The sequence below is a fragment of the Pseudomonas sp. ADAK7 genome, from assembly GCF_012935675.1.
GTDB lineage: Bacteria > Pseudomonadota > Gammaproteobacteria > Pseudomonadales > Pseudomonadaceae > Aquipseudomonas.
In genome coordinates, this window is record NZ_CP052861.1 from 3,184,519 (window position 1) to 3,208,894 (window position 24,376).

Below are 24,376 nucleotides of genomic sequence, written 5' to 3' on the forward strand. Positions count from 1 at the left end.
GACAGACCATGAGTGCATCACCCGACCTCTCCACCGCCGTTGCCGACAGCGATGCCGAACAACTGCGCAAGCTGGGCTACACCTCAAATTTCAATCGCAGCATGAGCCTGTGGGAAAACTTCGCCCTGGGCTTCACTTACCTCTCGCCGGTCGTCGGGGTTTATACCCTGTTCGGCCTGTGCCTCGCCGCGGGCGGGCGGGCCACCGATGTTCTGGGCCTATCTGCTGGTCGGTTGCGGCCAGTTGCTGGTGTGCCTGATCTTCGGTGAAGTGGTGTCGCAGTTCCCGATTTCCGGCGGCGTCTACCCGTGGGCCCGCCGCCTGGTGGGCAAAAAATGGGCGTGGATGGTCGGCTGGATCTACTCCATCGCCCTGTGCGTGACCATCGCCGCCGTTGCCGTCGGCGCCGGTCCATATCTCGCTGCAATGATGGGTTTTGAACCGAGCAACAACACCAACATCGTCATCGCGCTGTTCCTGACGCTGTTCGCCACCCTGGTCAACCTCAGCGGCACCAAAGTGCTGGCGCGGATCGCCATGTTCGGCTTCCTGTGCGAGTTGATCGGCGCAGTGGTCGTTGGTGTGTATCTCCTGGTGTTTGAACGGCACCAACCGATCAGCGTGTTGTTCAACACCTTCGACATTCGCATCGACGGCTCCTACCTGCCAGCCTTCCTCACCGCTTCGCTGGCCGGGATGTTCCTGTACTACGGCTTCGAAGCCTGCGGCGACGTCGCCGAAGAAACCCCGAACCCGAGCAAACAAATCCCGATTGCGATGCGCATGACCATCTACATCGGCGGCATCTCGGCGATGTTCGCCTGCCTGGCCCTGATCCTCGCCGTGCCCGACATGCAAGCCGTGATCAACGGCACCGACAAAGACCCGGTCACCACCATCCTCAACAACGCCTTCGGCACGGTCGGTTCGAAAGTAGTGATGGGCGTAGTGATGATTTCCTTCATCTCCTGCGTCATCAGCCTACAAGCCGCGGCGAGTCGTCTGCTGTATTCCTACGCTCGGGATGAAATGGTCATCGGCAGCAAATTGCTGAAGAAGATTTCTCCTACGACTCAAGTGCCGGTGGCGGCGTTATTTGTGTCGGGTGTCCTGCCGGCGTTGATCATCGTGCTCGGATTCTTCCTGCAAGACGCGGTGGCGACCATCGTCAGCTTCGCGGCGATCGGGATTTACCTGGCGTTCCAGATGATCGTGTTGGCCGCGCTATACGCACGGATAAAAGGCTGGAAACCGAGCGGCAAATTCACCCTCGGCGCGTGGGGGTTGCCGGTCAACATTGGCGCGCTGGTTTATGGCGTCGGCGCGATCATCAACATGGCGTGGCCACGTACGCCGGATGCGGCTTGGTATATCAACTACGCGATGGTGTTGAGTACGGCCATTGTTATCGGGTTGGGGTTGATCTACATGTGGATTGCCAAGCCGTATGACCACGGGACTGCGCCTGCGGGGGATGCTTGGAAAGTTAGTCGGTAAATGATGTTGCTCAGCCCGCAGGGATGCGGGCTGGGTTGTTAGATGGGTTGAGGTTTGGAGAGGGTTTCAAACTCGTCCATCAGTAGATGAATTTCGGTGCTGGGGTTGGGCTCCCCGCTTTTTACGACATCCTCTAGGATCCTAGGCGCCAGAGATCTAGCCCTTTCGAAAGGCTCCCCCAAAAGTAGAGCAAAATAGCTGGTGCCTTTGCCCTTCTCGTACTTATCCATATTTGGCTTTTCTCTTAGACTTTTCGCAACAAGATCCCCAGGAGAATGTTTACCTACGGCAGTAAAGGGCTTTCTGTTATAACCAAAGTGCAAAAGCAACCAGAACTCGAAACAGGGGAAAGATGCGATTATTTTTATTTTAGGGTGCGGTTTTGCAAGATCAATTGCCCGATCAAAGCACAGATGTGTATCGCGATCCAACGCACAAAATACCTTATCAAAATTCTTCTGACTAGCAATTGCTCTTTCGACAATCCCACTTGGATGCGTTACGCCGCAATGGGCGATTTCCACCTGTGCATTGGCACGAAAATGAAACGCTGCATCCTCCAAATATCGTTTTCCCGACTTGCTATCCTCGCAAAGAATCAACACCTTAGGGCGATACTTTAAGCGCGCCTCCCCTCTGTTAAATGAACTAATAGAGCGCCCCATAACTACCTCCGCCGGATCAAAGGCAAACCAAAGTAGCGACCTTCGAAATAGCGCTTTTCTACATCCTCCCCTTCACGCCCTTCAAAATCATGAATAGAAAACAAATTGGTAGCACCATTCGCATCACGATCCGTAATCCAAAACTGGTCTCTACGCAAAGTTTTAGTATTCATCAAGTGCGTATCATGAGTTGTAAAAATTAACTGCGCGTCCAACCCACTATCTAAATGCTTGACAATTAGATCTGCGACCAGCTCTGGATGCAGGCTACTATCCAACTCATCCACAGCTAAGACCCCTTCGCCCCCTGCCAATCGCAACATAAACCAAGGCAACCAGAATCCTATTAGATTTTTTGTACCACCGGACTCTTCTGAAAAATCAAATTCGGCGCTGCCCAACCCACTGATATGAGTCAGAATAATCTTGTCTTTTTTTGCGGCTGCAAAAAATTCCTGGATAGTAAGACTTCGCCCTTTCTCCTCATGGTCGTCACCATTATCATCTAACCGAATCGACGATATAGGGATATCTATTTCCTTCAAAAAATCTTTCAGCTCCTCCGTGTAATCCGAAGCCATTTTTAGAAACCTAATTGATGCTTTTGACCAAGTACCTAGATCGTCATGACCAATGATAGACAAACCGGTTTGAAACCACCCGAAAGGCTCTTTCAACTGCGACAACTCTTCGCTGCTATTATTAACCGCCTGAGCAATAAACAATGCTTTGGGGCTGGTTAAGCGCCTCCAAGCACTATGAACTTCTTTACCTCCCTCAAAACCAACTCCAAAAACATATTGCTCACCACCAGAAGTAAACTTGCGGTCGTAAAGCAGGCTTTCTTTTCCTTTCGGATAAGAAGTCAATTTCTCCTCAATAATTCGCTCCGACGTCAACCCAAGAACAAAATTATATCTAACCCCCTTTCTAATAAAATTATATTCAAAATAGCTGGGTTTATCTTTCAGCTCCGGATCGAAACGAAAAGGAGAAACAGGTAGTGACTGGTCATTCGTAAGTGGAGTCGTTGCGATTAACCGTCCCATAATCCCCATTGCGTGTATAAGCGATGACTTTCCGGAGGCATTAGGACCATAAATTGCCGCGACTTTAAGTAGATTTGGAAATTTCTCCCCGTCTACCGCTGGCTTGAATACGTTTCTCTTTTTACTCAGACGAGGAGTAGCAACCATAGAAAATGTCTGCCTCTCGCGAAACGAACGATAATTTGAAACTGAAAATTCAATCAACATGTAAAAAGCCTACACTTCGCACGAGAAATTTAACTGAATATAGCCAATATACCACCGAAGTACATTTTTTTTGCAGCTCGCTAAAAAACAGAATATTCCTACAGATCGAACTTTCTTGTAAAAGAGCCAATTCCTACAATACGCGGCGCCAGAGTAGACTTGGCACCGCGAGCGCCTGGACGATAGGCTTTACCTCGTCGCTGCCAAATCAGCGACCCGGGGTCGAAGCCGGAAAAAGTCAAAACGGTGCTTGCGTGCCCTCCATAGAACTACGGCTGTTTCGTGCCTATAGTTCTGCTTTATGGCGGGCCGTGTGGCGCGGGCCTTCCGGCTTTGCCGTTTTGACAGGAAGTATCCCGACTTCGAACGCCACTCGGTCCGCCACCCAACCTGTCGAAGGGTTGGTGGCGACTTTCCTGATCAAAACGGAAGTTACCTTCATGCCTAAGCACGCTCAAAATTCGCCTTACTTCATCCCCACAGTCTTCACCCGCCACAACCGCTTCCTCCACACCCTTATGCAAGACAACCAAGCCTGGTTCTGCGTCCACGATCTCGGTCGCCTGATGGGCCGCCCAATGGACGAACGCCTCACCCTGAAACTCGATCCCGATCAGCGTCGAAACGTCCGACTGCTGAAAAGCGGCAACACCGTCGAATCACTGATGGTCAGCGAATCCGGGATGTACGCCCTTCTGGTCCACCATTTCATCCCGGAAAACCGAAACCTGCGCCAATGGCTGAGCAACGAAGTCATCCCGATGCTGCGCGAGTCGGACGCGGCATCTGTGGATAACATTCCGAGCCTGAGTTCGTTGCAATGGGCCGGCATCTCGGTGCCGCTGCTGCACTGGCAGCACCAGGCCTGGATCAAATGGCGGGACATGCCTGATCTGATGCAGGTACAGCGTCCCTTCAAGATCATGGGCACTTGCAGTTGAAGGCAGGGTAAAAATGAAAAGGGGCCGACCTTACGGCCCACCCCTTTGGGTTAGTCGAAACACCCTCCTTGTAGCAGCTGGCGAAGCCTGCGTCCGGCTGCGCAGCAGTCGTAAACCCTGAACGCACGGTCTTCCTGAAGCACCGCGCAGTCTGATTTCACGACTGCTTCGCAGCCGGACGCAGGCTTCGCCAGCTGCTACATGATCGCCTTTCGGCCGCAACACCCTGTCACGGCCAGAATCCCCTCCTCAAAACCTCGAAACACTCCTCATCGCATCCACCAGATACCGCATCGCTATCCGATCACTCTCGGACAACTCCCGATACCGCTCCACCAGTTTCATTTCCTCCGAATTGAGCCGACGCCTGCGCCGACCGGTGGTCAGGCAGGGAAAGATTCCCAACAGTTCGGTGATGCCTTGTACTTTCGACATGGACGATGTCCTTTTAATACGTCAAAGAAAACTTCAGAAAACCGCATCGCCCTACTACTTTCAGCAGTCGCTTGGTGCGCGCTGAACCCACCGGCCTGAAGGGCCGCGAAACCGGTCATGTCCATAGAATAGGAATTTAATCGGCGCTGAAAAGTGGTTTTTAGAGTAATTAGTCGAAAAAGGCACAAATGCCTTATAAAACAGAAAGTACTGTGGGAAACGTTACCGGACATGTCTTGTTTCATTGCCGCAACATCGTTGTGCTATCAATCATTTTTTCTTCCCGACCGAACGGTTTAAGCTATTTGGCATCTGTTTAGAGTCCGTTGCGTTTGGCCGAAGGCATGTCCGAACCTCTATTTTTGATCCCAGCAGTGCCAGGAACGGCGCGGGATTGTTCACGACAGGTTGTACTTATGCACCGCAGGAATTTGCTTAAAGCGTCCATGGCTATCGCTGCCTACACCGGTCTGTCCGCCACCGGCCTATTGGCCGCCCGTGCCTGGGCCGGCAATGGCGCCGCTGATGGCGACGCCCAGGCCTTCGACTTCGAAGCGCTGAAGATCCAGGCCAAGCAGCTCGCCACCAGTCGCTATCAGGACACCAAGCAGGTGCTGCCGCCGACCCTGGCGACCATGGCGCCACAACAATTCAACGCGATCCAGTACGACGGCAAGCACTCGCTGTGGAATGACTTGAACGGTCAGTTGGACGTGCGGTTTTTCCACGTCGGCATGGGCTTCAAGCAACCTGTGCGCATGTACAGCGTCGATCCGAAGACGCGTCAGGCGCGGGAAGTGCACTTCCGTCCGTCGCTGTTCAACTATGAAAAAACCACGGTCGACACCAAGCAGCTTACGGGCGACCTGGGCTTTTCCGGGTTCAAGTTGTTCAAGGCCCCGGAGCTGGACAAGCACGACATCCTGTCTTTCCTCGGCGCCAGCTACTTCCGCGCAGTCGATGCATCTGGCCAATATGGCCTCTCGGCCCGCGGCCTGGCGATCGACACTTACGCCAAGAAGCGTGAGGAATTCCCGGACTTCACCAAGTTCTGGTTCGAGACGCCGGACAAGGACAGCACCCGTTTCGTGGTCTATGCCTTGCTCGACTCGCCGAGTGCCACCGGCGCCTACCGTTTTGATATCGATTGCCAGGCCAGCCAGGTGGTGATGGCCATCGACGCCCACATCAACGCGCGCACGGCCATCGAACAACTGGGCATTTCGCCGATGACCAGCATGTTCAGCTGCGGTACCCACGAGCGGCGCATGTGCGACACCATTCACCCGCAAATTCACGACTCCGATCGCCTGGCCATGTGGCGCGGTAACGGCGAGTGGATCTGCCGCCCGCTGAACAACCCGGCGACCCTGCAGTTCAATGCCTTCGCCGACACCAATCCGAAAGGTTTCGGCCTGGTGCAGACCGATCACGAGTTCGCCAGCTATCAAGATACTGTCGACTGGTACAGCAAGCGCCCAAGCCTGTGGGTAGAACCTACGACCGAGTGGGGCGAAGGCTCTATCGATCTGTTGGAAATTCCTACGACCGGCGAGACCCTGGATAACATCGTCACGTTCTGGACGCCGAAGAAGCCGGTCGCGGCCGGTGACTCGCTGAACTTCGGCTACAAGCTGTACTGGAGCGCATTGCCGCCGGTCAGCACGCCGCTGGCGCGGGTCAACGCGACGCGTTCGGGCATGGGTGGCTTTATCGAAGGCTGGGCACCGGGTGAGCATTATCCTGAAGTCTGGGCGCGACGCTTTGCCGTGGACTTCACCGGTGGCGGCCTGGACCGTTTGCCGGAAGGTGCAGCGATCGAGCCGGTGGTCACCTGCTCGAATGGCGAGGTGAAGGACTTCAACGTGCTGGTGCTCGATGACATCAAGGGTTACCGGATTACCTTTGACTGGTTCCCGACCAATGACAGCGTGGCACCGGTGGAGCTGCGGTTGTTTATTCGCACCAATGACCGGACGCTGAGTGAAACCTGGTTGTACCAGTATTTCCCGCCGGCGCCGGAAAAGCGTAAGTACACCTGAGGGTAAAGGGTCGCCTGGGCGGGCCTCTTCGCGGGCAAGCCTCGCTCCTACGGGTTTTGTGTCGTCCGCATCATTGGCACACACCACAAACCCTGTAGGAGCGAGGCTTGCCCACGAAGAGGACGGTACAGGCAACAAAAATCCCGACTCAGAAACGCAAAAGCCCCGATCAATGTGACCGGGGCTTTTTGTTTTTACAGCGCTAATCAGTCGCGCAAATCAGACTCATGAACCGGCTGATCCCGATGGGTCGCCCGCTGATACTGCGCCGGCCACACCGCTTTGCGCCCACCCAGATCATCATCGGCATGCAGCGGCCAGTACGGATCGCGCAACAGCTCCCGAGCCAGGAAGATGATGTCGGCCTGACAGGTCCGCAGGATGTGCTCAGCCTGCGCAGGTTCGGTAATCATGCCCACGGTGCCCGTGGCGATGCCTGACTCCTTACGCACGCGCTCAGCGAAGCGGGTCTGATAACCCGGCCCTGTAGGAATTTCCGCATTGGCCGCGGTGCCACCTGAAGAGACGTCGATCAAATCCACGCCCAGATCCTTGAGGCGTCGCGCCAGTTCCACGGTTTCATCCGGGTTCCAGCCGTCTTCCACCCAGTCGGTGGCCGACACTCGCACAAACAGCGGCAACTCCTCAGGCCAGACCGCGCGCACCGCTTCGGTGACTTGCAGCACCAGGCGAATGCGGTTTTCGAACGAGCCGCCGTATTGATCGCGTCGCTGATTGCTCAATGGCGAAAGGAACTGGTGCAACAGATAACCGTGGGCGGCATGGATCTCGACCACTTTGAAACCGGCAGTCAGTGCGCGTTTGGCCGAATCGACAAACGCCTGGATGACTTCAGCGATTTGCGCTTCGTCGAGTTGCTTGGGCGGGGTGTGCTGTGGATCGAAAGCAATCGGCGAAGGCCCGACCGGGGTCCAGCCGCCGTCTTCGGGTTTGAGGCTGCCGTGCTTGCCGATCCACGGGCGATGGGTGCTGGCCTTGCGCCCGGCGTGGGCCAGTTGAATGCCGGCGACCGCGCCTTGGGCGGCGATAAAACGGGTGATGCGTTGCAGCGGTTCGATCTGTTCGTCATTCCACAGGCCGAGGTCTTCGGCGGTGATACGGCCATCGGCAGTGACCGCCGTGGCTTCGGTAAAAATCAGACCGGCCCCGCCGACCGCGCGACTGCCGAGGTGAACCAGGTGCCAGTCATTGGCCAGGCCATCGACGCTGGAGTACTGGCACATTGGCGACACGGCAATGCGGTTGAGCAGGGTCAATTGGCGAAGGGTATAGGGTTCAAGCAGCAGACTCATGGGGCACCTCTCGAATCAGTGGGCAGGCTCCAGGGTTCTGTTTGAAAAGTCGACGAGTGACAAGAAAAAGGTGCAACACCCGCCCCCGCGGGTAAAAAATTCGACAAGACGTCACAAGGCCAATCAAGCAGTGCTTAGAGCCTAGTCGACAACGGGGGATGAGGGAGGGTTCAGAGGGATTCGGTGTCAGAAAAATCGCTTTCGCGGGCAAGCCTCGCTCCTGCGGGTTTGGCGTCCGAATGATTGGCGCACGCCACAAATCCTGTAGGAGCAAGGCTTGCCCGCGAAGGGCTTAACGCGGTTCGATATGGGCAATCATCAACTGCACCGTCTCATTCCCGCGAAACTCGTTGAGATCGAGTTTGTAGGCCAATTCCACCCATTTGATGGTCGGATTCGGCCAGATATCGCGGTCAATGCCAAAGGCAATGCCATCGAGCTTCACCGAACCACATTCACTTCTGAGCACCACTTTCAGGTGCCGCTCGCCGACCACCCGCTGCTCGACCAACTGGAACACCCCGTGGAACAACGGCTCCGGGAAGTGCTGCCCCCAAGGCCCGGCATGGCGCAGGGCGCGGGCCAGTTCCAGGTGGAATTCCTCGACCGCCAACGTGCCGTCCGACAGCAGGCGCCCGGTCAGGTCTTCTTCGCGCAATTGCCGACGCACTTCAGCGTCAAAGGCTTCGGCGAACAGCGGGAAATTCGCTTCCGGCAAGGTCAGACCAGCCGCCATCGCGTGACCGCCGTATTTGCTGATCAGGTTCGGATGCTGCGCCGCCACCACGCTCAAGGCGTCGCGAATATGAAAGCCCTGCACCGAACGTCCCGAGCCCTTGAGCAAACCATCGCCGGCATCGGCAAAGGCAATGGTCGGGCGGAAATAACGCTCTTTCATCCGTGACGCGAGGATGCCGATGACGCCCTGGTGCCATTCCGGATCGAACAGGCACAAGCCGAACGGCATCGACTCCACCGGCAAATCCTTGAGCTGGGCCAGCGCTTCACGCTGCATGCCCTGCTCAATGGATTTGCGGTCCTGGTTCATGCCGTCGAGTTGGCCGGCCATTTCCCGGGCGAGGCCGGCGTCTTCCGTGAGCAGGCATTCGATGCCCAGGCTCATGTCATCCAGGCGCCCGGCTGCGTTCAAGCGAGGACCGACGATGAAACCCAAATCGGTAGAGGTGATGCGCGCAGGTTCACGCTTGGCTACTTCGAGGATCGCCTTGATCCCCGGCCGCGCGCGCCCGGCGCGAATTCGTTCCAGGCCCTGATGCACGAGGATCCGATTGTTGGCATCCAGCGGCACCACGTCGGCGACGCTGCCCAGCGCCACCAGATCGAGCAATTCGCCGATGTTCGGCTGCGGCTTGCTTTCATACCAGCCGAGGCTGCGCAAACGCGCGCGCAGGGCCATCAGCACATAAAAGATCACGCCGACGCCGGCCAGCGCCTTGCTCGGGAACTCGCACCCAGGCTGGTTCGGGTTGACGATGGCATCGGCCAGCGGCAGTTCATCGCCGGGCAAGTGGTGATCGGTGACCAGCACCTTGAGCCCGGCCTTCTTCGCCGCCGCCACGCCTTCGACGCTGGAGATGCCGTTGTCCACGGTGATCAGCAATTGCGGGGTGCGGGTCAGCGCCACTTCGACGATTTCCGGGGTCAGACCGTAGCCATATTCGAAACGGTTCGGCACCAGGTAATCGACGTGCGCCGCGCCCAGCAAGCGCAAACCGAGCACACCGACGGTGCTGGCGGTCGCGCCATCAGCATCGAAGTCGCCGACGATCAGAATGCGCTGACGCTGTTCCAGCGCCGTCACCAGCAGGCCCACCGCCGCATCGATGCCCTTGAGCTGCTGGAAGGGGATCAGCCGTGCCAGGCTCTTATCCAGTTCAGCCTCGGTCTGCACGCCCCGCGCCGCATACAGGCGGGTCAACAGCGGCGGCAGATCACCGAGGAATGGCAGGGTGTCGGGCAACAGGCGAGGTTCGATGCGCATGGGGTGACAGGTGCTTCTCTTGAATACGTAGGATAAAACCGGGTGAAACGGGAAAGCGGCGAAAAATCAGCCGCGTTCGCCGCTCAGCCACTGCAACTGCACTTCGTGCTGACCACGGTCGTCGGTGACGAAAATCGTCCCTTCGCTGATCATCACGTCCCACTTGATAACGCGGGGCATGTCTTTGGCGAGGGTTTCCAGGATGTCCTGAGGCACGGCGGCGATGTGCACGTTTTTCAAGTTCTTGATCGCCGGGATCACTTTGGTTTCCCAGACCCGCAGGCTGCCGTAGGCCAGCAGGCTGGTGCGCTCGGTGCGGCGCGAGCACCAGGTCAGGCGATCAGCGTCCGGCTGGCCGACTTCGATCCAGTGCAGGACACGGTCATCCAGGCTCTTTTCCCACAGGGCTGGTTCATCCACGTCTGACAGACCACGCCCGAACGACAGTTGCTCGTTGTACCAGAAGGCGTAGGCCAGCAGCCGCACGGTCATGCGCTCTTCGGTTTCCGAAGGGTGACGGGCGATGGTCTGCTTCACGCTCTCGTACACACTGCGGTCGAGGTCGGTAAGGTTCAGTTCAAACTTGTAGGTCGTGGACGGCTGGGCCATGAACGGGCTTCTTGATACGAGGAAAGGCGGCAAGTCTAACCGATGCAACAGGCAATCAGAGCATTGACGACCATCAACTTTGGGCGACTGACACGCGGCTATGTTAAAACGCACTATTCACACGTCTTTGTCCTACAGGATCGCGCATGCCATTCACCGGAAAACCGCTCTCAGGTCTGAAAGTCATCGAATTGGGTACGTTGATCGCCGGGCCGTTTGCCTCGCGCATTTGCGGCGAGTTCGGCGCTGAAGTGATCAAGATCGAATCCCCGGACGGCGGCGACCCGTTGCGCAAATGGCGCAAGTTATATGAAGGCACCTCGCTGTGGTGGTTCGTCCAGGCGCGCAACAAAAAGTCCCTGACGTTGAACCTCAAGCACCCCGACGGCCTGGCGATCCTGAAACAACTGCTCAGCGAAGCCGACATCCTGATCGAGAATTTTCGCCCTGGTGTGTTGGAAAAGCTCGGCCTGGGGTGGGAAGTTTTACATGCCCTGAACCCGAAACTGGTGATGGTGCGTCTGTCGGGTTTCGGCCAGACCGGGCCGATGAAAGATCAACCGGGGTTTGGCGCGGTCGGTGAATCCATGGGCGGCTTGCGCTACATCACCGGCTTCGAAGACCGACCGCCGGTGCGCACCGGGATTTCCATCGGCGACTCGATTGCGGCGCTGTGGGGCGTGATCGGCGCGCTGATGGCCTTGCGTCATCGCGAAGTCAACGGCGGTCTGGGCCAAGTGGTGGACGTGGCGCTGTATGAGGCGATTTTCGCCATGATGGAAAGCATGGTGCCGGAGTTCGATGTGTTCGGTTTTATCCGCGAGCGCACCGGCAACATCATGCCGGGCATCACACCCTCCTCCATCCACACCAGCGCCGACGGCAAGCACGTGCAGATCGGCGCCAATGGCGATGCGATTTTCAAGCGCTTCATGCTGATCATCGGTCGCGAAGACCTGGCCAACGATCCGGTACTGGCGAGCAACGATGGCCGTGACAGCCGGCGCGATGAGATCTACGGGGTGATCGATCGCTGGGTCAACTCGCTGCCGCTCGACAGCGTGATCGCGCAATTGAACCAGGCCGACGTGCCGGCCAGCCGGATCTTCAGTGCTGAAGACATGTTCAGCGATCCGCAGTACCTGGCCCGGGAGATGTTCCTGCACGCCAAGCTGCCGGATGGCAAGGACTTCAAGATGCCGGGGATCGTGCCGAAACTCTCTGAGACACCCGGCACCTCCGAATGGGTCGGACCGCAGTTGGGTGAACACAATGCGCAGGTGCTCAACGATCTTGGCTATGACAAGGAACAGATCGCAAAGCTGCGTGAAGACGGGGCCATTTAAGCTGAAGCGCCTGCTTTCAGTCTTCATCAAACGTGTCAGCTGCGGGTATGCGCTGGCGTTATTGTTGCTCGGATTAAGCTCAACCGTTTGGGCTCAACCAAAAGAGACGCTGATCTGGTTGCTGCGCGATTTGCCGCCACTGACCATTTTCGAAGGCCCGGAAAAAGGCCAAGGGGTGGTCGATCAGTTGATGCCGCTGTTGATCGCCGGGATGCCGCAATACGCTCACACACGGATGCGGGTCAATCGCGCCCGTGGCATGCAGATGCTTCGCGAAGAGTCCTTCACCTGCGATCCCTCGCTGATCTGGAGCAAGGAACGGGAACAGTGGATTGCGTTTTCGATTCCGGTGTTTCGCGCCGTCAGCAATGGCCTGGCTGTGCGGCAGGAAGATCGACCGGAACTGAAACCTTTTTTGGTGAATGGTGAAGTCGATCTGGCGGCATTGCTGGCCAATGGCAGCAAGAAGCTCGGTGCGGTGGCCGAGCGCAGTTATGGGCAGTTTGTCGATGCCGAATTGAAACAGGCGCCCGCCAATACGCTGACTCTTCATTATGGCAACGACGCACTCGGCAGCCTGTTACAGATGCAGCGCCTGGGGCGGTTGCTGGGAGTCTTGGGTTACTGGCCGGAGATTCGCTACCTGGCCCAACAGGAACAGATTGCCGACAACGAGCTGGTGTTCTATCCGGTCAGGGGCGCGGCCAAGTACATTTCCACCTACATCGGCTGCTCCAATACGGCCCAGGGTCGGCAAGCCATCAGCGAGATCAATCAGCTGTTGCGCACCCTGCCCCACGAGCGCCTGGCCCAGGCTTATGCGAAATGGCTCGATCCACAGCGGCGCGGCGATTACCTGGAGCAAGCCAAGGCCTTTTTCGAACAACAGACCGGACAATGATAAATTTTTGGCAAAAAGAAACCCCGAGAAGTGGGGAGACGACTCGGGGTTAAACGTGGCCTACATAAAGACCAGTGGCAGCAAGCTACAAGCACCGGAGCACAATGCTTGATCCTGCTGTTACATGGTCTGACGACCTTGGCGCAGGAAGGTTCCCACGAAAAGGCAATTCAATTGCGATTGGCCAGGATCTTGTCCTGGGCCGCATTGCGCAACGCCGCGATCACACAGGGCTCCAGGCGTCCTTCAGCGATCAGCACATCGCGGTGCAATCCGTCGACGACATCCGTCAGCTGCCACTTGTCGCGCAACTGCGCCTGGTTGAACGCACGCTCAACGACAATGGCGCCAGCCGCATTCTTCAAGGTCACCAGGCATTCGCCATGGGCACCCGACGGGGTCAACGAAACTTGATACGGGCTCAGAGCCTCGCCGAGCAATAGGCTGATACTTTCCATCTCGCGATCACCACTCAATAGTCCGAAAACAAAGTGCCTGGGAGGGCGTGTCTACAGTTAATGACCCCTGGCCCGAGAAGAAAGTTCTGAATACCGCAAGGCAGCGGTACCGGCGTCTCGGGGGAAATTGAGCATGCACCGCAAAGATGACAAGGAAAAAACAGCCGGTTTCACGCCCGGGCTTGCAGCATCGATTCCAGCAGATAGACATCCAGCAGCCTGCGCATCAACACCGCGGAGACGGGTGTATGCAAGTGCCCTAGGAGTTTCACGTCGTTGTCCGCCAGCATGGCCGTCACGTCCGACATGACGCTCGACGCCACGTTGCCAAGCAGGATCAACGCCCGCGCCTCGCGGTGTTCCGCCAGATGCCGCACCAGTGCCAAACCATCGCCGCCCTTGAGTTGTGGGTCGCAGAAAGCGATGTCGACCGTGCCCCGGCGTCCCAGGGAACGCAGTGCCGCCGACATCGACGGCGCCGTCAGCACGTCGTAGACACCGATGGCGTTGAGCATTTGGTGCAACGCCATCATCTGGAAAGGATTGTGTTCAAGAATCAGGATTTTGAGCGTGCGCATAGGCGACCTCTGGAACGACACTCGCGGACTTTCACCGCAGTTGTCGAACACTCTAGGACAGCCTCCTTCAGCCTCCCATCGGAAAAGGAGCCGCACCCCATAGGACAATTCCTAAACTCGCGCAGCCCCCCGGCAGTTACACGCCCCTCTGCGCTGATCGATATCGGTCCACCCGCCAAGCAGCCCCCGCAACTGCCCGTCGGCGCTGTAAAACGGGACGGTCCACTGATAGATGTCCCTGACGCCGCCGTTGAATCGTAACTGACGCTGACTGAACCGGGTTTTACGCGTACTCAACTGGACCATGAACTCGGCATGCAACATCTGCGCGGTCTCCCGGGGCAAGACGTCGACTTCGATCAGTTGGCGCCCCTGAACCTGGTCGAAGCGGGTCGATAAACCCTCCTCATAACTTTTGTTGCACATGATCAGCCGTCCCTGCAGATCACGAACGAACACCGGGTCGGGCATCGCATCAATCAACGCATGCTGAAAGGCGAGTTGGTCACTGAGGTCTTTTTCGGCGTCCAGGCGTTGCTTGACCAACGCGGCGAGTCGTCGGTTCCAGAGCAAGGACAGCAGGCCGAACAGGCTGACGAAAAACATGCCCCAGCAGCCCCACTGAGTCACGCGTTGCCAGAAGGTAAGCGCTGGCTTGGGGGCCACACCGTCGAGCCACTTCAGGCGAATGGCCCGCAACTCGGCCGGTGGAAAGGCTTCAAGCGCCTTGTTGAGAATACTCAGCAACTGTGGCTGCCCTTTGCGCACGGCCAAGTGGTCAGCCTCCCACGACCCCTCCACGGTATGTCCTACCTTCAACTGCCCGATCGGATAGAGCTGCGCCCCGGTTTCATTCTCGATGGTGGCGTATGCCTCGCCGCTTTCAACCAGTGCCCGAGCCTCGGCATAGGTCTTGACCGAGCGCAGCTCGATGGCCGGATAGTCCCGGCGAATGGTTTCCTCCATGGCATGCCTGGCCGGCAATACCAGCACCCGTTTCGACAGCTGTTCCAGGGATTGCAACAGCGGCGCCCCGGCCCGCCCGACCAGAACCCAGGCAGAACCGCCAAACGCATGGCTGAAATCCAGGAACTGCTTGCGCTCGTCATTGAACGCCAGCGTTGTGCTCATGTCCGCCGTACCGCTTTCCAGGCGCCCGAGCAATTGATCGGTGGAGAACGATTCCTCATGGACGAAATGCAACCCCGTCATTGCGCTGATGCGGTTGAGCACATCATTGTTCAGGCCGCTCCAATGACCGTGCTCGTCCTTGAACAGGTACAGCGGGTACTGCGTCGACGCGACGATGACCTTCGGGTGCGCGCGTAGCCATTGTCGCTCTTCGGCATCCAACTCAATGACATCGACATTCACGGACTCGGTGGACTCATGAGCCACTAATTGTGCGGCCAGCGTGCACTGGCCAAGACCCAGAACGCTCAACAAAAAAAGCCAGCACACGGCTGGTTTCAACCCTCTTGAAAACAACATTGCCATTTCCTTCGTGATCAACTCGCCCGTCCTTCAAGGGCGAAAACACGACAAGTGTGCACGCAGAAACAAAAAAGCCCGTCAGGAGACGGGCTTCAAAATGTGACAGTTTTTCGGGCTTAAAGCGGCTTGCCGCGGTTGCCATGCTGACTGACAAAGGCCTGCACGGCTTTCAGGTCGTTCGGCAACACGGTGCAGCGCTCTTCTCTCTCAAACAAATCAGAAAGATGTGCAGGTAGTTCGAGAGCTTTTCCTACACCGGCTTTTTCCACCGCGTCAGGGAATTTGACCGGATGGGCCGTGCCCAGGATCACCATCGGGATATCCAGGCTACGACGGCACTCGCGTGCAGCCTTGACGCCGATGGCGGTGTGCGGGTCCAGCACCTCGCCCGTCTGTTCGAAGACTTCGGCGATGGTTTCGCAGGTTTGTGCGTCATCCACGGCCAGGGAGTCGAACAGCTTGCGGGCTTCAGTCCAGCGCTCTTGCTCGACGCTGAAACCGCCGCCCTGCTTGAAGTTGTCCATCAAGCCGGCAATCGCGGCACCGCTGCGACCGTGCAGGTCGAACAGCAGGCGTTCGAAGTTCGACGAGACCATGATGTCCATCGACGGCGACAGCGTGGCGTGCAGGGTTTCCTTGACGTACTGATTGCCGCTCATGAAGCGATGCAAGATGTCGTTGCGGTTGGTGGCGACGATCAACTGGTTGATCGGCAGGCCCATGTTGCGCGCCAGGTAACCGGCGAAGATGTCGCCGAAGTTACCGGTCGGCACCGAGAACGACACCGAACGCGCCGGGCCACCCAATTGCAGGGCGGCGTGGAAGTAGTAAACGATCTGGGCCATGATCCGCGCCCAGTTGATCGAGTTCACCGCCACCAGGCGCGTGCCTTTGAGGAAGCTCTGGTCGGCGAAGCTGTTCTTGACCATTTCCTGGCAGTCATCGAAGTTGCCTTCGATGGCGATGTTGTGGATGTTCTCGCCGAAGATGGTGGTCATCTGGCGACGCTGCACGTCGGACACACGGTTGTGCGGGTGCAGGATGAAGATGTCGACGTTTTCGCAGTGCTTGCAACCTTCGATGGCGGCCGAACCGGTATCGCCGGACGTTGCACCAACGATCACCACGCGCTCGCCGCGTTTTTCCAGCGTGTAGTCGAGCAGGCGACCGAGCAGTTGCAGGGCGAAGTCCTTGAACGCCAGGGTCGGACCGTGGAACAGTTCCAGAACCCATTCGTTGCCATTGAGCTGACGCAACGGCGCCACGGCGTTGTGGGAAAACACGCCGTAGGTTTCTTCAAGAATCTTTTTGAAATCGGCATCGGGAATGCTGCCGGCCACGAAGGGGCGCATCACCCGGAAGGCCAGCTCGTGATACGGCAGGCCGGCCCAGGAAGCGATTTCTTCCTGAGTAAAACGTGGCAGGCATTCCGGCACATACAGGCCGCCGTCCGTGGCCAGACCGGCCAGCAGGACGTCTTCGAAATTCAGGGCCGGTGCCTGGCCGCGGGTACTGATATAACGCATGACTGGCTCCAATAGACAGTGTTCGCAAACCCGGGCCCGCACGCGAGCCCGGTGAACGATAACGGCTTAGTTCAGGTGCTCGACACGGATCCGCACAACCGGACCGACAACACCCGCCAACGCTTCCAGGGCGGTGATCGCGTCGTTCATGTGCTGCTCCAGCACACGATGGGTCAGCAGGATCATCGGCACCAGGCCGTCGTGTTCTTCGACTTCCTTCTGCATGATCGATTCGATGTTGATGCCGCGCTCCGACAGGATGCTCGCCACTTGGGCCAGCACGCCAGGATGATCCTTGGCCTGGATCCGCAGGTAGTAGGCACTTTCGCAGGCTTCGATCGGCAGGATCGGGTGCGCCGACAGCGAATCCGGCTGGAAGGCCAGGTGCGGTACGCGGTTTTCCGGGTCGGAGGTCATGGCGCGAACCACGTCCACCAGGTCGGCGATCACCGACGAAGCGGTCGGCTCCATGCCGGCGCCGGCGCCGTAGAACAGAGTCGAACCGGCGGCGTCGCCGTTGACCATCACTGCGTTCATCACGCCGTTGACGTTGGCGATCAAGCGATCGGCCGGGATCAATGTCGGGTGTACGCGCAACTCAATACCGGCGGCGGTGCTGCGCGCTACGCCCAGGTGCTTGATGCGGTAGCCCAATGCTTCGGCGTAGTTGACGTCAGCGGTGGTCAGCTGGGTGATGCCTTCGGTGTAGGCCTTGTCGAATTGCAGCGGAATGCCGAACGCGATGGACGCCAGGATCGTCAGTTTGTGGGCGGCGTCGATGCCTTCGACGTCGAAGGTCGGATCGGCTTCGGCGTAACCCAGGGCTTGCGCCTCGGCGAGTACGTCTTCGAAGGTGCGACCCTTCTCACGCATCTCGGTCAGGATGAAGTTGCCGGTGCCGTTGATGATGCCGGCGACCCAGTTGATACGGTTGGCGGACAGGCCTTCACGGATCGCCTTGATCACCGGAATGCCACCGGCCACGGCCGCTTCGAACGCAACGATCACGCCCTTCGCGCGAGCCTTGGCGAAAATTTCATTACCGTGAACGGCGATCAGTGCCTTGTTCGCGGTGACCACATGCTTGCCATTCTCGATGGCCTTGAGTACCAGCTCGCGGGCAACGGTGTAGCCGCCCACCAACTCTATGACGATGTCGATCTCAGGGTTCGTGGCCACTTCGAACACATCGTTGGTAATCGCAATACCGGTCGTCTGGAACTGAGGCTTTGGCGTGCGCGTGGCAATTTGTGCCACTTCGATTCCACGCCCGGCACGACGAGCAATTTCCTCGGCGTTACGCTGAAGTACGTTGAAGGTACCGCCACCGACGGTCCCTAACCCACAGATGCCTACTTTGACCGGTTTCACTGTGAACTCCCCATAAAACGGCCGACGCAAGGTCGGCCGTGAAAACAACCGCATACTCGCGGTTCTCTATTAATGGTCAGGCGAGTTGCCGCCAGACCATGATCGTCAAAGGCTGACCGTGACGATGCGAATTATTTCGCGCCCAGCGCCAGTTTGGCGACTTGTGGCGCAGGCTGGTAGCCCGGAATGACCTGGCCGTCGGCCAAAACGATGGCCGGCGTGCCGTTCACGCCAATCGACTGACCGAGGGCGAATTGCTTGGACACCGGGTTATCGCACTTGGCGGCCTTGATTTCCTTGCCATCGACCATCTTGTCCATCGCGGCTTTCTTGTCTTTCGAGCACCAGACCGCTTGCAGCTGTTCGTCACCCGGCGAGCCCAGGCCCTGGCGCGGGAACGCAACATAACGCACTTCGATGCCGCGCTTGTTCAGCTCAGGCACTTCGGCGTGCAGTTTGTGGCAGTACGGGCAGGTGGTGTCGGTGAACACGGTGATGTGCGATTTGGTTTCGCCGATCGCCGGGTAGACCACGGTTTCCGCGACCGGGATGTCGTTGATCAACTTGGAAACGCCCAGACGCTCGGTCTTCTCGGTCAGGTTGACCGGTTTGCCGTCCTTGAGCTGGAACATGTAGCCCTGCATCACGTACTGGCCATCGGCGCTGGCGTAGAGCACGCGGCTGCCCTTGAGCTTGACTTCGTACAGGCCGGCCAGCGGGCTGGCGCTGATGCTGTCGATCGGGGTTTCAAGCTGAAGGCTTTCCAGGCTTTTACGAATGGCTTTGTCGGCCGCGTCATCGGCGACGGCAAAGGTGCTGACCAACGCAATGGCTGCGGCGGCGAAAATAGGGGTCAGACGCATGAGAACTCCTGAAGGCGGACAAATGGGACGATCAGAACGCCCGTGCCGAAACACCGGGTCATAATCACCCATCGTGCAAACCGGCAAAGCCTACCACATAAGGCTGGTGGGGCCGAATGCGGGTGATGCACGACATCTCGCTCACGGCGCACGACGACTTTATGTAGCAGCTGGCGAAGCCTGCGTTCGGCTGCGTAGCAGTCGTGAAATCAGACACTGCAGTGTTTCAGTTAAACCGCGAGCTCAGGATTTACGACTGCTACGCAGCCGAACGCAGGCTTCGCCAGCTGCTACAAATGTTGTGTTCAGCCGCGCGGATGGTGTTTGGCGTGCAGGTCCTGCAAGCGCGCGCGGGCGACGTGGGTGTAGATCTGCGTGGTCGACAGGTCGCTGTGGCCGAGCAGCATTTGTACCACCCGCAGGTCGGCGCCGTGGTTGAGCAGGTGCGTGGCGAAGGCGTGGCGCAGGGTGTGCGGCGACAGCGACTTGCCGATTCCGGCGACCTTGGCCTGGTGCTTGATGCGGTGCCAGAAGGTCTGGCGGGTCATCTGCTCGCCGCGCTGGCTCGGGAACATCACATCGCTGGGCCGCCCGCCGAGCAGCTCGCCACGGCCGTCACGCAGGTAGCGCTCGACCCAGACAATCGCTTCCTCGCCCATAGGTACCAGCCGCTCCTTGCTGCCCTTGCCCATCACGCGCAACACGCCCTGACGCAGGTTGACCTGTTCCAGGGTCAGGCTGATCAGCTCGGTCACCCGCAAACCACAGGCGTACAGCACTTCCAGCATGGCGCGGTCGCGCTGGCCGATGGCTTCGCTCAGGTCCGGTGCTTTTAACAACGCCTCGACGTCGGCTTCCGACAGGGATTTGGGCAGCGGCCTACCGAGTTGCGGCATATCAACGCGCAAGGTCGGATCGACTGCGATCAGCTTTTCCCGCAGCAGATAGCGATAAAAGCCACGTACACCGGAGAGAAATCTGGCGGTGGAACGGGGTTTGTAGTTTTGCTCGAGGCGCCAGGCCAAGTGGTCGAGGATCAACTCGCGCCCGGCGTTGATCAGTTCCAGGTTCTTTTCCTGGAGCCAGCCGTTGAACAGGGCCAGGTCGCTGCGGTAGGCATCGCGGGTGTTATCGGAGAGGCCTTTTTCCAGCCACAGGGCGTCGAGGAATTGGTCTATCAGGGGATGGTCGATGGCGGGCATAGAGGCTCAGGTAGCGGGGAACTGAGGGTAAGTCTTTCATAGCCTGCCGGGGCTTTATAGAGCCTGATGCAATTGCGGTGACGGGTAGATCGGTTCGCGGGCAAGCCTCGCTCCTACAGGATTGAATCGTTCTTCGATTCTGTAGGAGCGAGGCTTGCCCGCGAATGCCGCAACACGGTCCCGGACCAGGCACGCATACCCCGGCAGCATCGATAAATCGCAGGCAACAAAAAAGCAGCCCGCAGGCTGCTTTTTTTGCATCGGAAGCTGGACTTAAGCCAGTTTTTCCTTGATGCGAGCTGCTTTACCGGACAGGTCACGCAGGTAGTACAGCTTGGCTTTACGTACGTCACCGCGACGTTTAACGGCCATGCTGTCGATTTGCGGGCTGTAGGTCTGGAAAGTACGCTCTACGCCAACACCGTTGGAGATTTTGCGAACGGTGAATGCACTGTTTACGCCGCGGTTACGCTTGGCGATAACAACACCTTCGAACGCTTGCAGACGCGAACGGTCGCCTTCCTTCACTTTCACCTGAACGACAACAGTGTCGCCCGGGGCAAAGGTAGGGATCTCTTTGGTCATCTGCTCTGCTTCGAGTGCAAGAATGATTTTGTTAGTCATGCTGTGCTCCTAAGGTAAATCGTCGGATTTACCATCGATACGTTGTTAACTATCGTCCCGCTCGCGGATGTATTCCTCGAGCAGCTTCTTCTCTTCTCCAGAAAGCGAGCGGCTTTCCAGAAGATCGGCGCGTCGTTCAAAGGTCCTACCAAGGGACTGCTGTAAACGCCAACGCCGGATATGCGCGTGATTGCCACTAAGCAACACGTCGGGAACACGCTGATCCGCATACACCTCCGGTCGGGTGTAGTGCGGGCAATCCAGCAGACCATCCGTAAAGGAATCTTCCTCGGCGGAGTCCGCATGCCCTAAAGCTCCAGGCAGCAGTCGTGTAACCGCATCGATCAGGACCATCGCCGGCAGCTCGCCGCCAGACAGTACATAGTCGCCAATCGACCACTCTTCATCGACATGAGCTTCAATAAAACGCTCGTCAATGCCTTCATAGCGGCCGGCAATCAGGATCAATGCATCCAGATTCGCCAACTCGCGTACCGCCGACTGAGTCAGTTGACGGCCTTGGGGGGACAGGTAAATTACCTTCGCCGCCTCCCCGGCTGCTGCCTTGGCCTGAACCAGAGCATCTTCCAGGGGCTTGATCTTCATCACCATGCCCGGGCCACCGCCAAATGGGCGATCGTCCACAGTGTGATGTCGATCCGTCGTGTAGTCTCGCGGATTCCAACAGGTGAGCTGCAACAGCCCCTGTTTCACCGCACGACTGGTGATGCCGTACTCGCTGATGGCGGAGAACATCTCGGGAAACAAACTGATCACTTCTACGCGCAAATTAGCCACGCTTAGAAGTCCGCATCCCATTCCACCTTCATCTCGCCTGCGGCAAGGTCGACTGCCAACACGCATTGCTCCGTATAGGGCAACAGGCGTTCGCGATCGTCCAGGCTGCCAGCGCAAGGCTTGACCACCATGACATCATTGGCGCCGGTTTCCAGAAGATGATCGATCTTCCCGAGCAATTGCCCGAGTTGGTCAATAACCTTCAGACCTTCCAGCTGGTACCAGTAGTACTCGCCGTCGGTCAATTCAGGGAACAGGTTGCGCGGCACGCAGATCTCATAACCGGCCAGAAGACGAGCTTCTTCACGATCATCAAGACCCTTGAGCTTTGCGACCAGGAACTTGTCGTTCCCGCGTCCGCTGACCAGCTCAACCTGCTTTACGCTGCCTTCGCGCTTGAGCGTCCAGGTTTTGTATTGCAAGAGGTTTTCTGTTGGATCAGTAAAGGAATACACCTTCACTTCGCCGCGAACGCCATGAACAGAATAAATTTTGCCGATAACGATCAAATCATCAGCAACAGCAGGCGTCGCGTTCATATTGCTCAGGCCGCAGCCTTAGCAGCGTCCTTCAACAACTGAGCAACACGCTCAGAAGGTTGTGCACCAACGCTCAGCCAGTAGGCTACGCGCTCTTGGTTCACGGACAGACGGACTTCTTGACCACGAGCAACAGGGTTGAAGAAACCAACCTGTTCCTTGTGCGAACCGTCGCGCGGGTTGCGGCTGTCGGTTACGGTCAAGTGGTAAAACGGGCGCTTTTTGGAGCCGCCAAGGGCAAGACGGATTGTTAGCATGTGAACATCGTTCCTGTAGTCGGTGCTGCAAATCTAAAGGCACAGCGGGCATAGGTGCCCGAAAGGCCGCATATTCTAAGGAATATCCGGACTTTTGCAAATGTCTTTTTCCGGCGGCCTTCCGGTCGCCATCAAGATTTGCTATAGAGCCGTCGTTGAAAACGGCCAGTCAGCTCCCGCCAAGTGCGGGTTTGCTGGAGATCCCACATTGCTGTGGTACTGCGCCGACATCACTGGCGGCGCGGATTCTTTACATCTTGGGCATGCCGCCGCCGGGCAACATACCGCCCATGCCGCGCATCATTTTGGCCATTCCGCCTTTTGCGGAGAATTTCTTCATCATCTTCTGCATCTGCTTGTGTTGCTTGATCAAGCGACCGATGTCCTGCACCTGGGTGCCGGAACCCATGGCGATCCGGCGTTTGCGCGAACCGCTGATCAGCTCAGGGTCGCGGCGCTCGGCCGGGGTCATGGAGTTGATGATGGCTTCCATCTGCTTGAATTGCTTCTCTGCCGCGCCCTGGGCATTGCCCATTTGCGCCAGGTTCACACCGCCGATGTTCGGCAGTTTGTCCATGAGGCCGCCGAGGCCGCCCATGTTCTTCATCTGTTGCAGCTGATCGCGGAAGTCTTCGAGGTCGAAGCCCTTGCCCTTCTTCAGCTTCTTGGCCAGTTTGTCGGCCTTGTCCTTGTCGAGGGTCTGTTCGGCCTGTTCGATCAGGCTGAGCACGTCGCCCATGCCGAGGATGCGCGAAGCAATACGCTCAGGGTGGAACGGTTCGAGCGCTTCGCTCTTCTCGCCCATACCGATGAACTTGATCGGCTTGCCGGTGATGGCACGAACCGACAGGGCGGCACCGCCACGGGCGTCGCCGTCGACCTTGGTCAGGATCACGCCGGTCAGCGGCAATGCGTCGCCGAAAGCCTTGGCCGTGTTGGCGGCGTCCTGGCCGGTCATGGCATCGACCACGAACAGGGTTTCGACCGGGTTGATCGCGGCATGCAGCGCCTTGATCTCGCCCATCATCTCTTCGTCGATGTGCAGACGACCGGCGGTATCGACGATGACCACGTCGATGAATTTCAGCCGCGCTTCTTTAATAGCCGCTTGTGCGATGTCGACCGGCTTCTGACTCAGGTCGGACGGGAAGAAGGTCACGCCCACTTCACCAGCGAGCATTTCCAGCTGCTTGATCGCCGCCGGACGGTAAACGTCCGCAGACACGACCATGACGGTCTTCTTCTTACGCTCTTTAAGGAAGCGCGCAAGTTTACCGGCGGTGGTGGTTTTACCGGCGCCCTGCAAACCGGCCATCAGCACGACGGCTGGTGGAACGGCGCTCAGGTTCAAGTCTTCGTTGGCCGCGCCCATCAGGCTTTCGAGTTCGGCCTGGACGATCTTCACGAAGGCCTGGCCCGGCGTCAGGCTGCGCGACACCTCGGTGCCGACGGCGCGTTCCTTGACCGAATTGACGAAGTCCTTGACCACCGGCAGGGCGACGTCGGCTTCGAGCAACGCCATGCGCACTTCGCGCAGGGTGTCTTTGATGTTGTCCTCGGTCAGCTTGGCCTTGCCGGTGACATGGCGCAGCGTCTGCGAGAGACGGTCGGTTAAGTTTTCAAACATTGCGCGATCCTTTCAGGCCCTGTGTAGACCGG

Annotated in this window: 22 protein-coding genes and 1 pseudogene; 5 read left to right on the top strand and 18 right to left on the bottom strand. The window is 58.0% G+C overall.

What is annotated here, in order from left to right; translation table 11 throughout:
- The first annotated feature begins 8 nt into the window (after nt 1–8).
- A pseudogene (locus HKK53_RS14890) lies at nt 9–1,497 on the top strand (APC family permease).
- 38 nt (nt 1,498–1,535) lie between these two features.
- On the opposite strand, the gene HKK53_RS14895 reads toward HKK53_RS14890, so the two are convergent.
- Both HKK53_RS14895 and HKK53_RS14900 read right to left on the bottom strand, forming a co-directional pair.
- Entirely contained in the window at nt 1,536–2,162 is a 627-nt protein-coding gene (locus HKK53_RS14895; protein ID WP_169371450.1) for an RloB family protein, read from the bottom strand.
- A 2-nt stretch (nt 2,163–2,164) separates the two neighbouring features.
- A complete protein-coding gene (locus HKK53_RS14900) occupies nt 2,165–3,418 on the bottom strand; it encodes an AAA family ATPase (RefSeq protein ID WP_169371451.1) in 1,254 nt (417 codons plus the stop codon).
- Between the two features lie 440 nt (nt 3,419–3,858).
- Between HKK53_RS14900 and HKK53_RS14905 the strand changes: the two genes are divergently transcribed.
- Nucleotides 3,859–4,359: a BRO-N domain-containing protein gene (locus HKK53_RS14905; protein WP_169371452.1), complete on the top strand. Its 501-nt coding sequence runs from the start codon at nt 3,859–3,861 to the stop codon at nt 4,357–4,359.
- Between the two features lie 249 nt (nt 4,360–4,608).
- Here the strand turns inward: HKK53_RS14905 and HKK53_RS14910 are convergent, their stop codons facing one another.
- Nucleotides 4,609–4,794, bottom strand: a complete 186-nt coding sequence (locus HKK53_RS14910; protein WP_092272760.1) for a hypothetical protein — start codon at nt 4,792–4,794, stop codon at nt 4,609–4,611.
- 416 nt (nt 4,795–5,210) lie between these two features.
- Between HKK53_RS14910 and HKK53_RS14915 the strand changes: the two genes are divergently transcribed.
- Complete coding sequence (locus HKK53_RS14915) at nt 5,211–6,836, top strand: glucan biosynthesis protein D (RefSeq protein WP_169371453.1); 1,626 nt, start codon at nt 5,211–5,213, stop codon at nt 6,834–6,836.
- 206 nt (nt 6,837–7,042) lie between these two features.
- On the opposite strand, the gene HKK53_RS14920 is transcribed toward HKK53_RS14915, so the two are convergent.
- From HKK53_RS14920 to HKK53_RS14930, 3 genes are all read right to left on the bottom strand, one after another.
- The gene (locus tag HKK53_RS14920; RefSeq protein ID WP_169371454.1) at nt 7,043–8,149 is read right to left on the bottom strand and encodes an NADH:flavin oxidoreductase/NADH oxidase; all 1,107 of its coding nucleotides are present in this window, start codon (nt 8,147–8,149) and stop codon (nt 7,043–7,045) included.
- Nucleotides 8,150–8,441: 292 nt separating this feature from the next.
- Nucleotides 8,442–10,151 carry a single-stranded-DNA-specific exonuclease RecJ gene (recJ, locus tag HKK53_RS14925; protein WP_169371455.1) on the bottom strand — a complete coding sequence of 570 codons (1,710 nt, stop codon included), beginning with the start codon at nt 10,149–10,151 and terminating at the stop codon, nt 8,442–8,444.
- A 66-nt stretch (nt 10,152–10,217) separates the two neighbouring features.
- Nucleotides 10,218–10,760 (bottom strand): YaeQ family protein, encoded by a 543-nt coding sequence (locus tag HKK53_RS14930; RefSeq protein WP_010462971.1) that lies wholly within the window; start codon nt 10,758–10,760, stop codon nt 10,218–10,220.
- A 146-nt stretch (nt 10,761–10,906) separates the two neighbouring features.
- On the opposite strand from HKK53_RS14930, the gene HKK53_RS14935 reads away from it, so the two are divergent.
- Together HKK53_RS14935 and HKK53_RS14940 are read left to right on the top strand one after the other, a co-directional pair.
- A complete protein-coding gene (locus tag HKK53_RS14935; protein WP_169371456.1) occupies nt 10,907–12,106 on the top strand; it encodes a CaiB/BaiF CoA transferase family protein in 1,200 nt (399 codons plus the stop codon).
- A complete protein-coding gene (locus HKK53_RS14940) occupies nt 12,060–13,007 on the top strand; it encodes a TIGR02285 family protein (protein WP_169371457.1) in 948 nt (315 codons plus the stop codon). Before HKK53_RS14935 ends, HKK53_RS14940 begins: the two co-directional genes overlap by 47 nt.
- A 170-nt stretch (nt 13,008–13,177) precedes the next feature.
- Here the strand turns inward: HKK53_RS14940 and HKK53_RS14945 are convergent, their stop codons facing one another.
- The 12 genes from HKK53_RS14945 to ffh all read right to left on the bottom strand — a co-directional run bounded on the left by HKK53_RS14945 (nt 13,178) and on the right by ffh (nt 24,344).
- Entirely contained in the window at nt 13,178–13,465 is a 288-nt protein-coding gene (locus HKK53_RS14945) for a DUF3509 domain-containing protein (RefSeq protein ID WP_149657442.1), read from the bottom strand.
- Nucleotides 13,466–13,635: 170 nt separating this feature from the next.
- Complete coding sequence (locus tag HKK53_RS14950; protein WP_169371458.1) at nt 13,636–14,043, bottom strand: response regulator; 408 nt, start codon at nt 14,041–14,043, stop codon at nt 13,636–13,638.
- A 111-nt stretch (nt 14,044–14,154) separates the two neighbouring features.
- Nucleotides 14,155–15,534 (bottom strand): transporter substrate-binding domain-containing protein, encoded by a 1,380-nt coding sequence (locus HKK53_RS14955; protein ID WP_169371459.1) that lies wholly within the window; start codon nt 15,532–15,534, stop codon nt 14,155–14,157.
- A gap of 119 nt (nt 15,535–15,653) precedes the next feature.
- Nucleotides 15,654–17,063 (bottom strand): threonine synthase, encoded by a 1,410-nt coding sequence (thrC, locus tag HKK53_RS14960; RefSeq protein WP_169371460.1) that lies wholly within the window; start codon nt 17,061–17,063, stop codon nt 15,654–15,656.
- 66 nt (nt 17,064–17,129) lie between these two features.
- Nucleotides 17,130–18,434 carry a homoserine dehydrogenase gene (locus HKK53_RS14965; RefSeq protein WP_169371461.1) on the bottom strand — a complete coding sequence of 435 codons (1,305 nt, stop codon included), beginning with the start codon at nt 18,432–18,434 and terminating at the stop codon, nt 17,130–17,132.
- Nucleotides 18,435–18,565: 131 nt separating this feature from the next.
- Nucleotides 18,566–19,297 carry a bifunctional protein-disulfide isomerase/oxidoreductase DsbC gene (gene dsbC, locus HKK53_RS14970; protein WP_169371462.1) on the bottom strand — a complete coding sequence of 244 codons (732 nt, stop codon included), beginning with the start codon at nt 19,295–19,297 and terminating at the stop codon, nt 18,566–18,568.
- A 305-nt stretch (nt 19,298–19,602) separates the two neighbouring features.
- Nucleotides 19,603–20,499: a site-specific tyrosine recombinase XerD gene (xerD, locus tag HKK53_RS14975; protein ID WP_169371463.1), complete on the bottom strand. Its 897-nt coding sequence runs from the start codon at nt 20,497–20,499 to the stop codon at nt 19,603–19,605.
- 273 nt (nt 20,500–20,772) lie between these two features.
- Nucleotides 20,773–21,123: a 50S ribosomal protein L19 gene (gene rplS / locus HKK53_RS14980; protein ID WP_063322826.1), complete on the bottom strand. Its 351-nt coding sequence runs from the start codon at nt 21,121–21,123 to the stop codon at nt 20,773–20,775.
- A gap of 45 nt (nt 21,124–21,168) precedes the next feature.
- Nucleotides 21,169–21,942, bottom strand: a complete 774-nt coding sequence (gene trmD / locus HKK53_RS14985; RefSeq protein WP_154503229.1) for a tRNA (guanosine(37)-N1)-methyltransferase TrmD — start codon at nt 21,940–21,942, stop codon at nt 21,169–21,171.
- Nucleotides 21,924–22,460, bottom strand: coding sequence for a ribosome maturation factor RimM (rimM, locus tag HKK53_RS14990; protein WP_010565276.1), 537 nt, complete (start codon nt 22,458–22,460; stop codon nt 21,924–21,926). Before rimM ends, trmD begins: the two co-directional genes overlap by 19 nt.
- Nucleotides 22,461–22,465: 5 nt before the next feature.
- Nucleotides 22,466–22,717: a 30S ribosomal protein S16 gene (rpsP, locus tag HKK53_RS14995; protein WP_007944872.1), complete on the bottom strand. Its 252-nt coding sequence runs from the start codon at nt 22,715–22,717 to the stop codon at nt 22,466–22,468.
- A 250-nt stretch (nt 22,718–22,967) separates the two neighbouring features.
- Nucleotides 22,968–24,344 (bottom strand): signal recognition particle protein, encoded by a 1,377-nt coding sequence (ffh, locus tag HKK53_RS15000; RefSeq protein ID WP_149657447.1) that lies wholly within the window; start codon nt 24,342–24,344, stop codon nt 22,968–22,970.
- Between the last annotated feature and the right edge of the window lie 32 nt (nt 24,345–24,376).

Excerpts from the sequence above, each read along its gene's own strand:
- recJ (WP_169371455.1), bottom strand. The coding sequence starts at position 10,151 with ATGCGCATCGAACCTCGCCTGTTGCCCGACACCCTGCCATTCCTCGGT.
- rplS (WP_063322826.1), bottom strand. The coding sequence starts at position 21,123 with ATGACTAACAAAATCATTCTTGCACTCGAAGCAGAGCAGATGACCAAA.
- HKK53_RS14895 (WP_169371450.1), bottom strand. The coding sequence starts at position 2,162 with ATGGGGCGCTCTATTAGTTCATTTAACAGAGGGGAGGCGCGCTTAAAG.
- HKK53_RS14950 (WP_169371458.1), bottom strand. The coding sequence starts at position 14,043 with ATGCGCACGCTCAAAATCCTGATTCTTGAACACAATCCTTTCCAGATG.
- xerD (WP_169371463.1), bottom strand. The coding sequence starts at position 20,499 with ATGCCCGCCATCGACCATCCCCTGATAGACCAATTCCTCGACGCCCTG.
- HKK53_RS14955 (WP_169371459.1), bottom strand. The coding sequence starts at position 15,534 with ATGTTGTTTTCAAGAGGGTTGAAACCAGCCGTGTGCTGGCTTTTTTTG.
- HKK53_RS14940 (WP_169371457.1), top strand. The coding sequence starts at position 12,060 with ATGACAAGGAACAGATCGCAAAGCTGCGTGAAGACGGGGCCATTTAAG.
- HKK53_RS14930 (WP_010462971.1), bottom strand. The coding sequence starts at position 10,760 with ATGGCCCAGCCGTCCACGACCTACAAGTTTGAACTGAACCTTACCGAC.
- HKK53_RS14935 (WP_169371456.1), top strand. The coding sequence starts at position 10,907 with ATGCCATTCACCGGAAAACCGCTCTCAGGTCTGAAAGTCATCGAATTG.
- HKK53_RS14905 (WP_169371452.1), top strand. The coding sequence starts at position 3,859 with ATGCCTAAGCACGCTCAAAATTCGCCTTACTTCATCCCCACAGTCTTC.
- rimM (WP_010565276.1), bottom strand. The coding sequence starts at position 22,460 with ATGAACGCGACGCCTGCTGTTGCTGATGATTTGATCGTTATCGGCAAA.
- HKK53_RS14900 (WP_169371451.1), bottom strand. The coding sequence starts at position 3,418 with ATGTTGATTGAATTTTCAGTTTCAAATTATCGTTCGTTTCGCGAGAGG.
- trmD (WP_154503229.1), bottom strand. The coding sequence starts at position 21,942 with ATGGGATGCGGACTTCTAAGCGTGGCTAATTTGCGCGTAGAAGTGATC.
- HKK53_RS14910 (WP_092272760.1), bottom strand. The coding sequence starts at position 4,794 with ATGTCGAAAGTACAAGGCATCACCGAACTGTTGGGAATCTTTCCCTGC.
- ffh (WP_149657447.1), bottom strand. The coding sequence starts at position 24,344 with ATGTTTGAAAACTTAACCGACCGTCTCTCGCAGACGCTGCGCCATGTC.
- thrC (WP_169371460.1), bottom strand. The coding sequence starts at position 17,063 with ATGCGTTATATCAGTACCCGCGGCCAGGCACCGGCCCTGAATTTCGAA.
- HKK53_RS14920 (WP_169371454.1), bottom strand. The coding sequence starts at position 8,149 with ATGAGTCTGCTGCTTGAACCCTATACCCTTCGCCAATTGACCCTGCTC.
- HKK53_RS14945 (WP_149657442.1), bottom strand. The coding sequence starts at position 13,465 with ATGGAAAGTATCAGCCTATTGCTCGGCGAGGCTCTGAGCCCGTATCAA.
- rpsP (WP_007944872.1), bottom strand. The coding sequence starts at position 22,717 with ATGCTAACAATCCGTCTTGCCCTTGGCGGCTCCAAAAAGCGCCCGTTT.
- HKK53_RS14915 (WP_169371453.1), top strand. The coding sequence starts at position 5,211 with ATGCACCGCAGGAATTTGCTTAAAGCGTCCATGGCTATCGCTGCCTAC.
- dsbC (WP_169371462.1), bottom strand. The coding sequence starts at position 19,297 with ATGCGTCTGACCCCTATTTTCGCCGCCGCAGCCATTGCGTTGGTCAGC.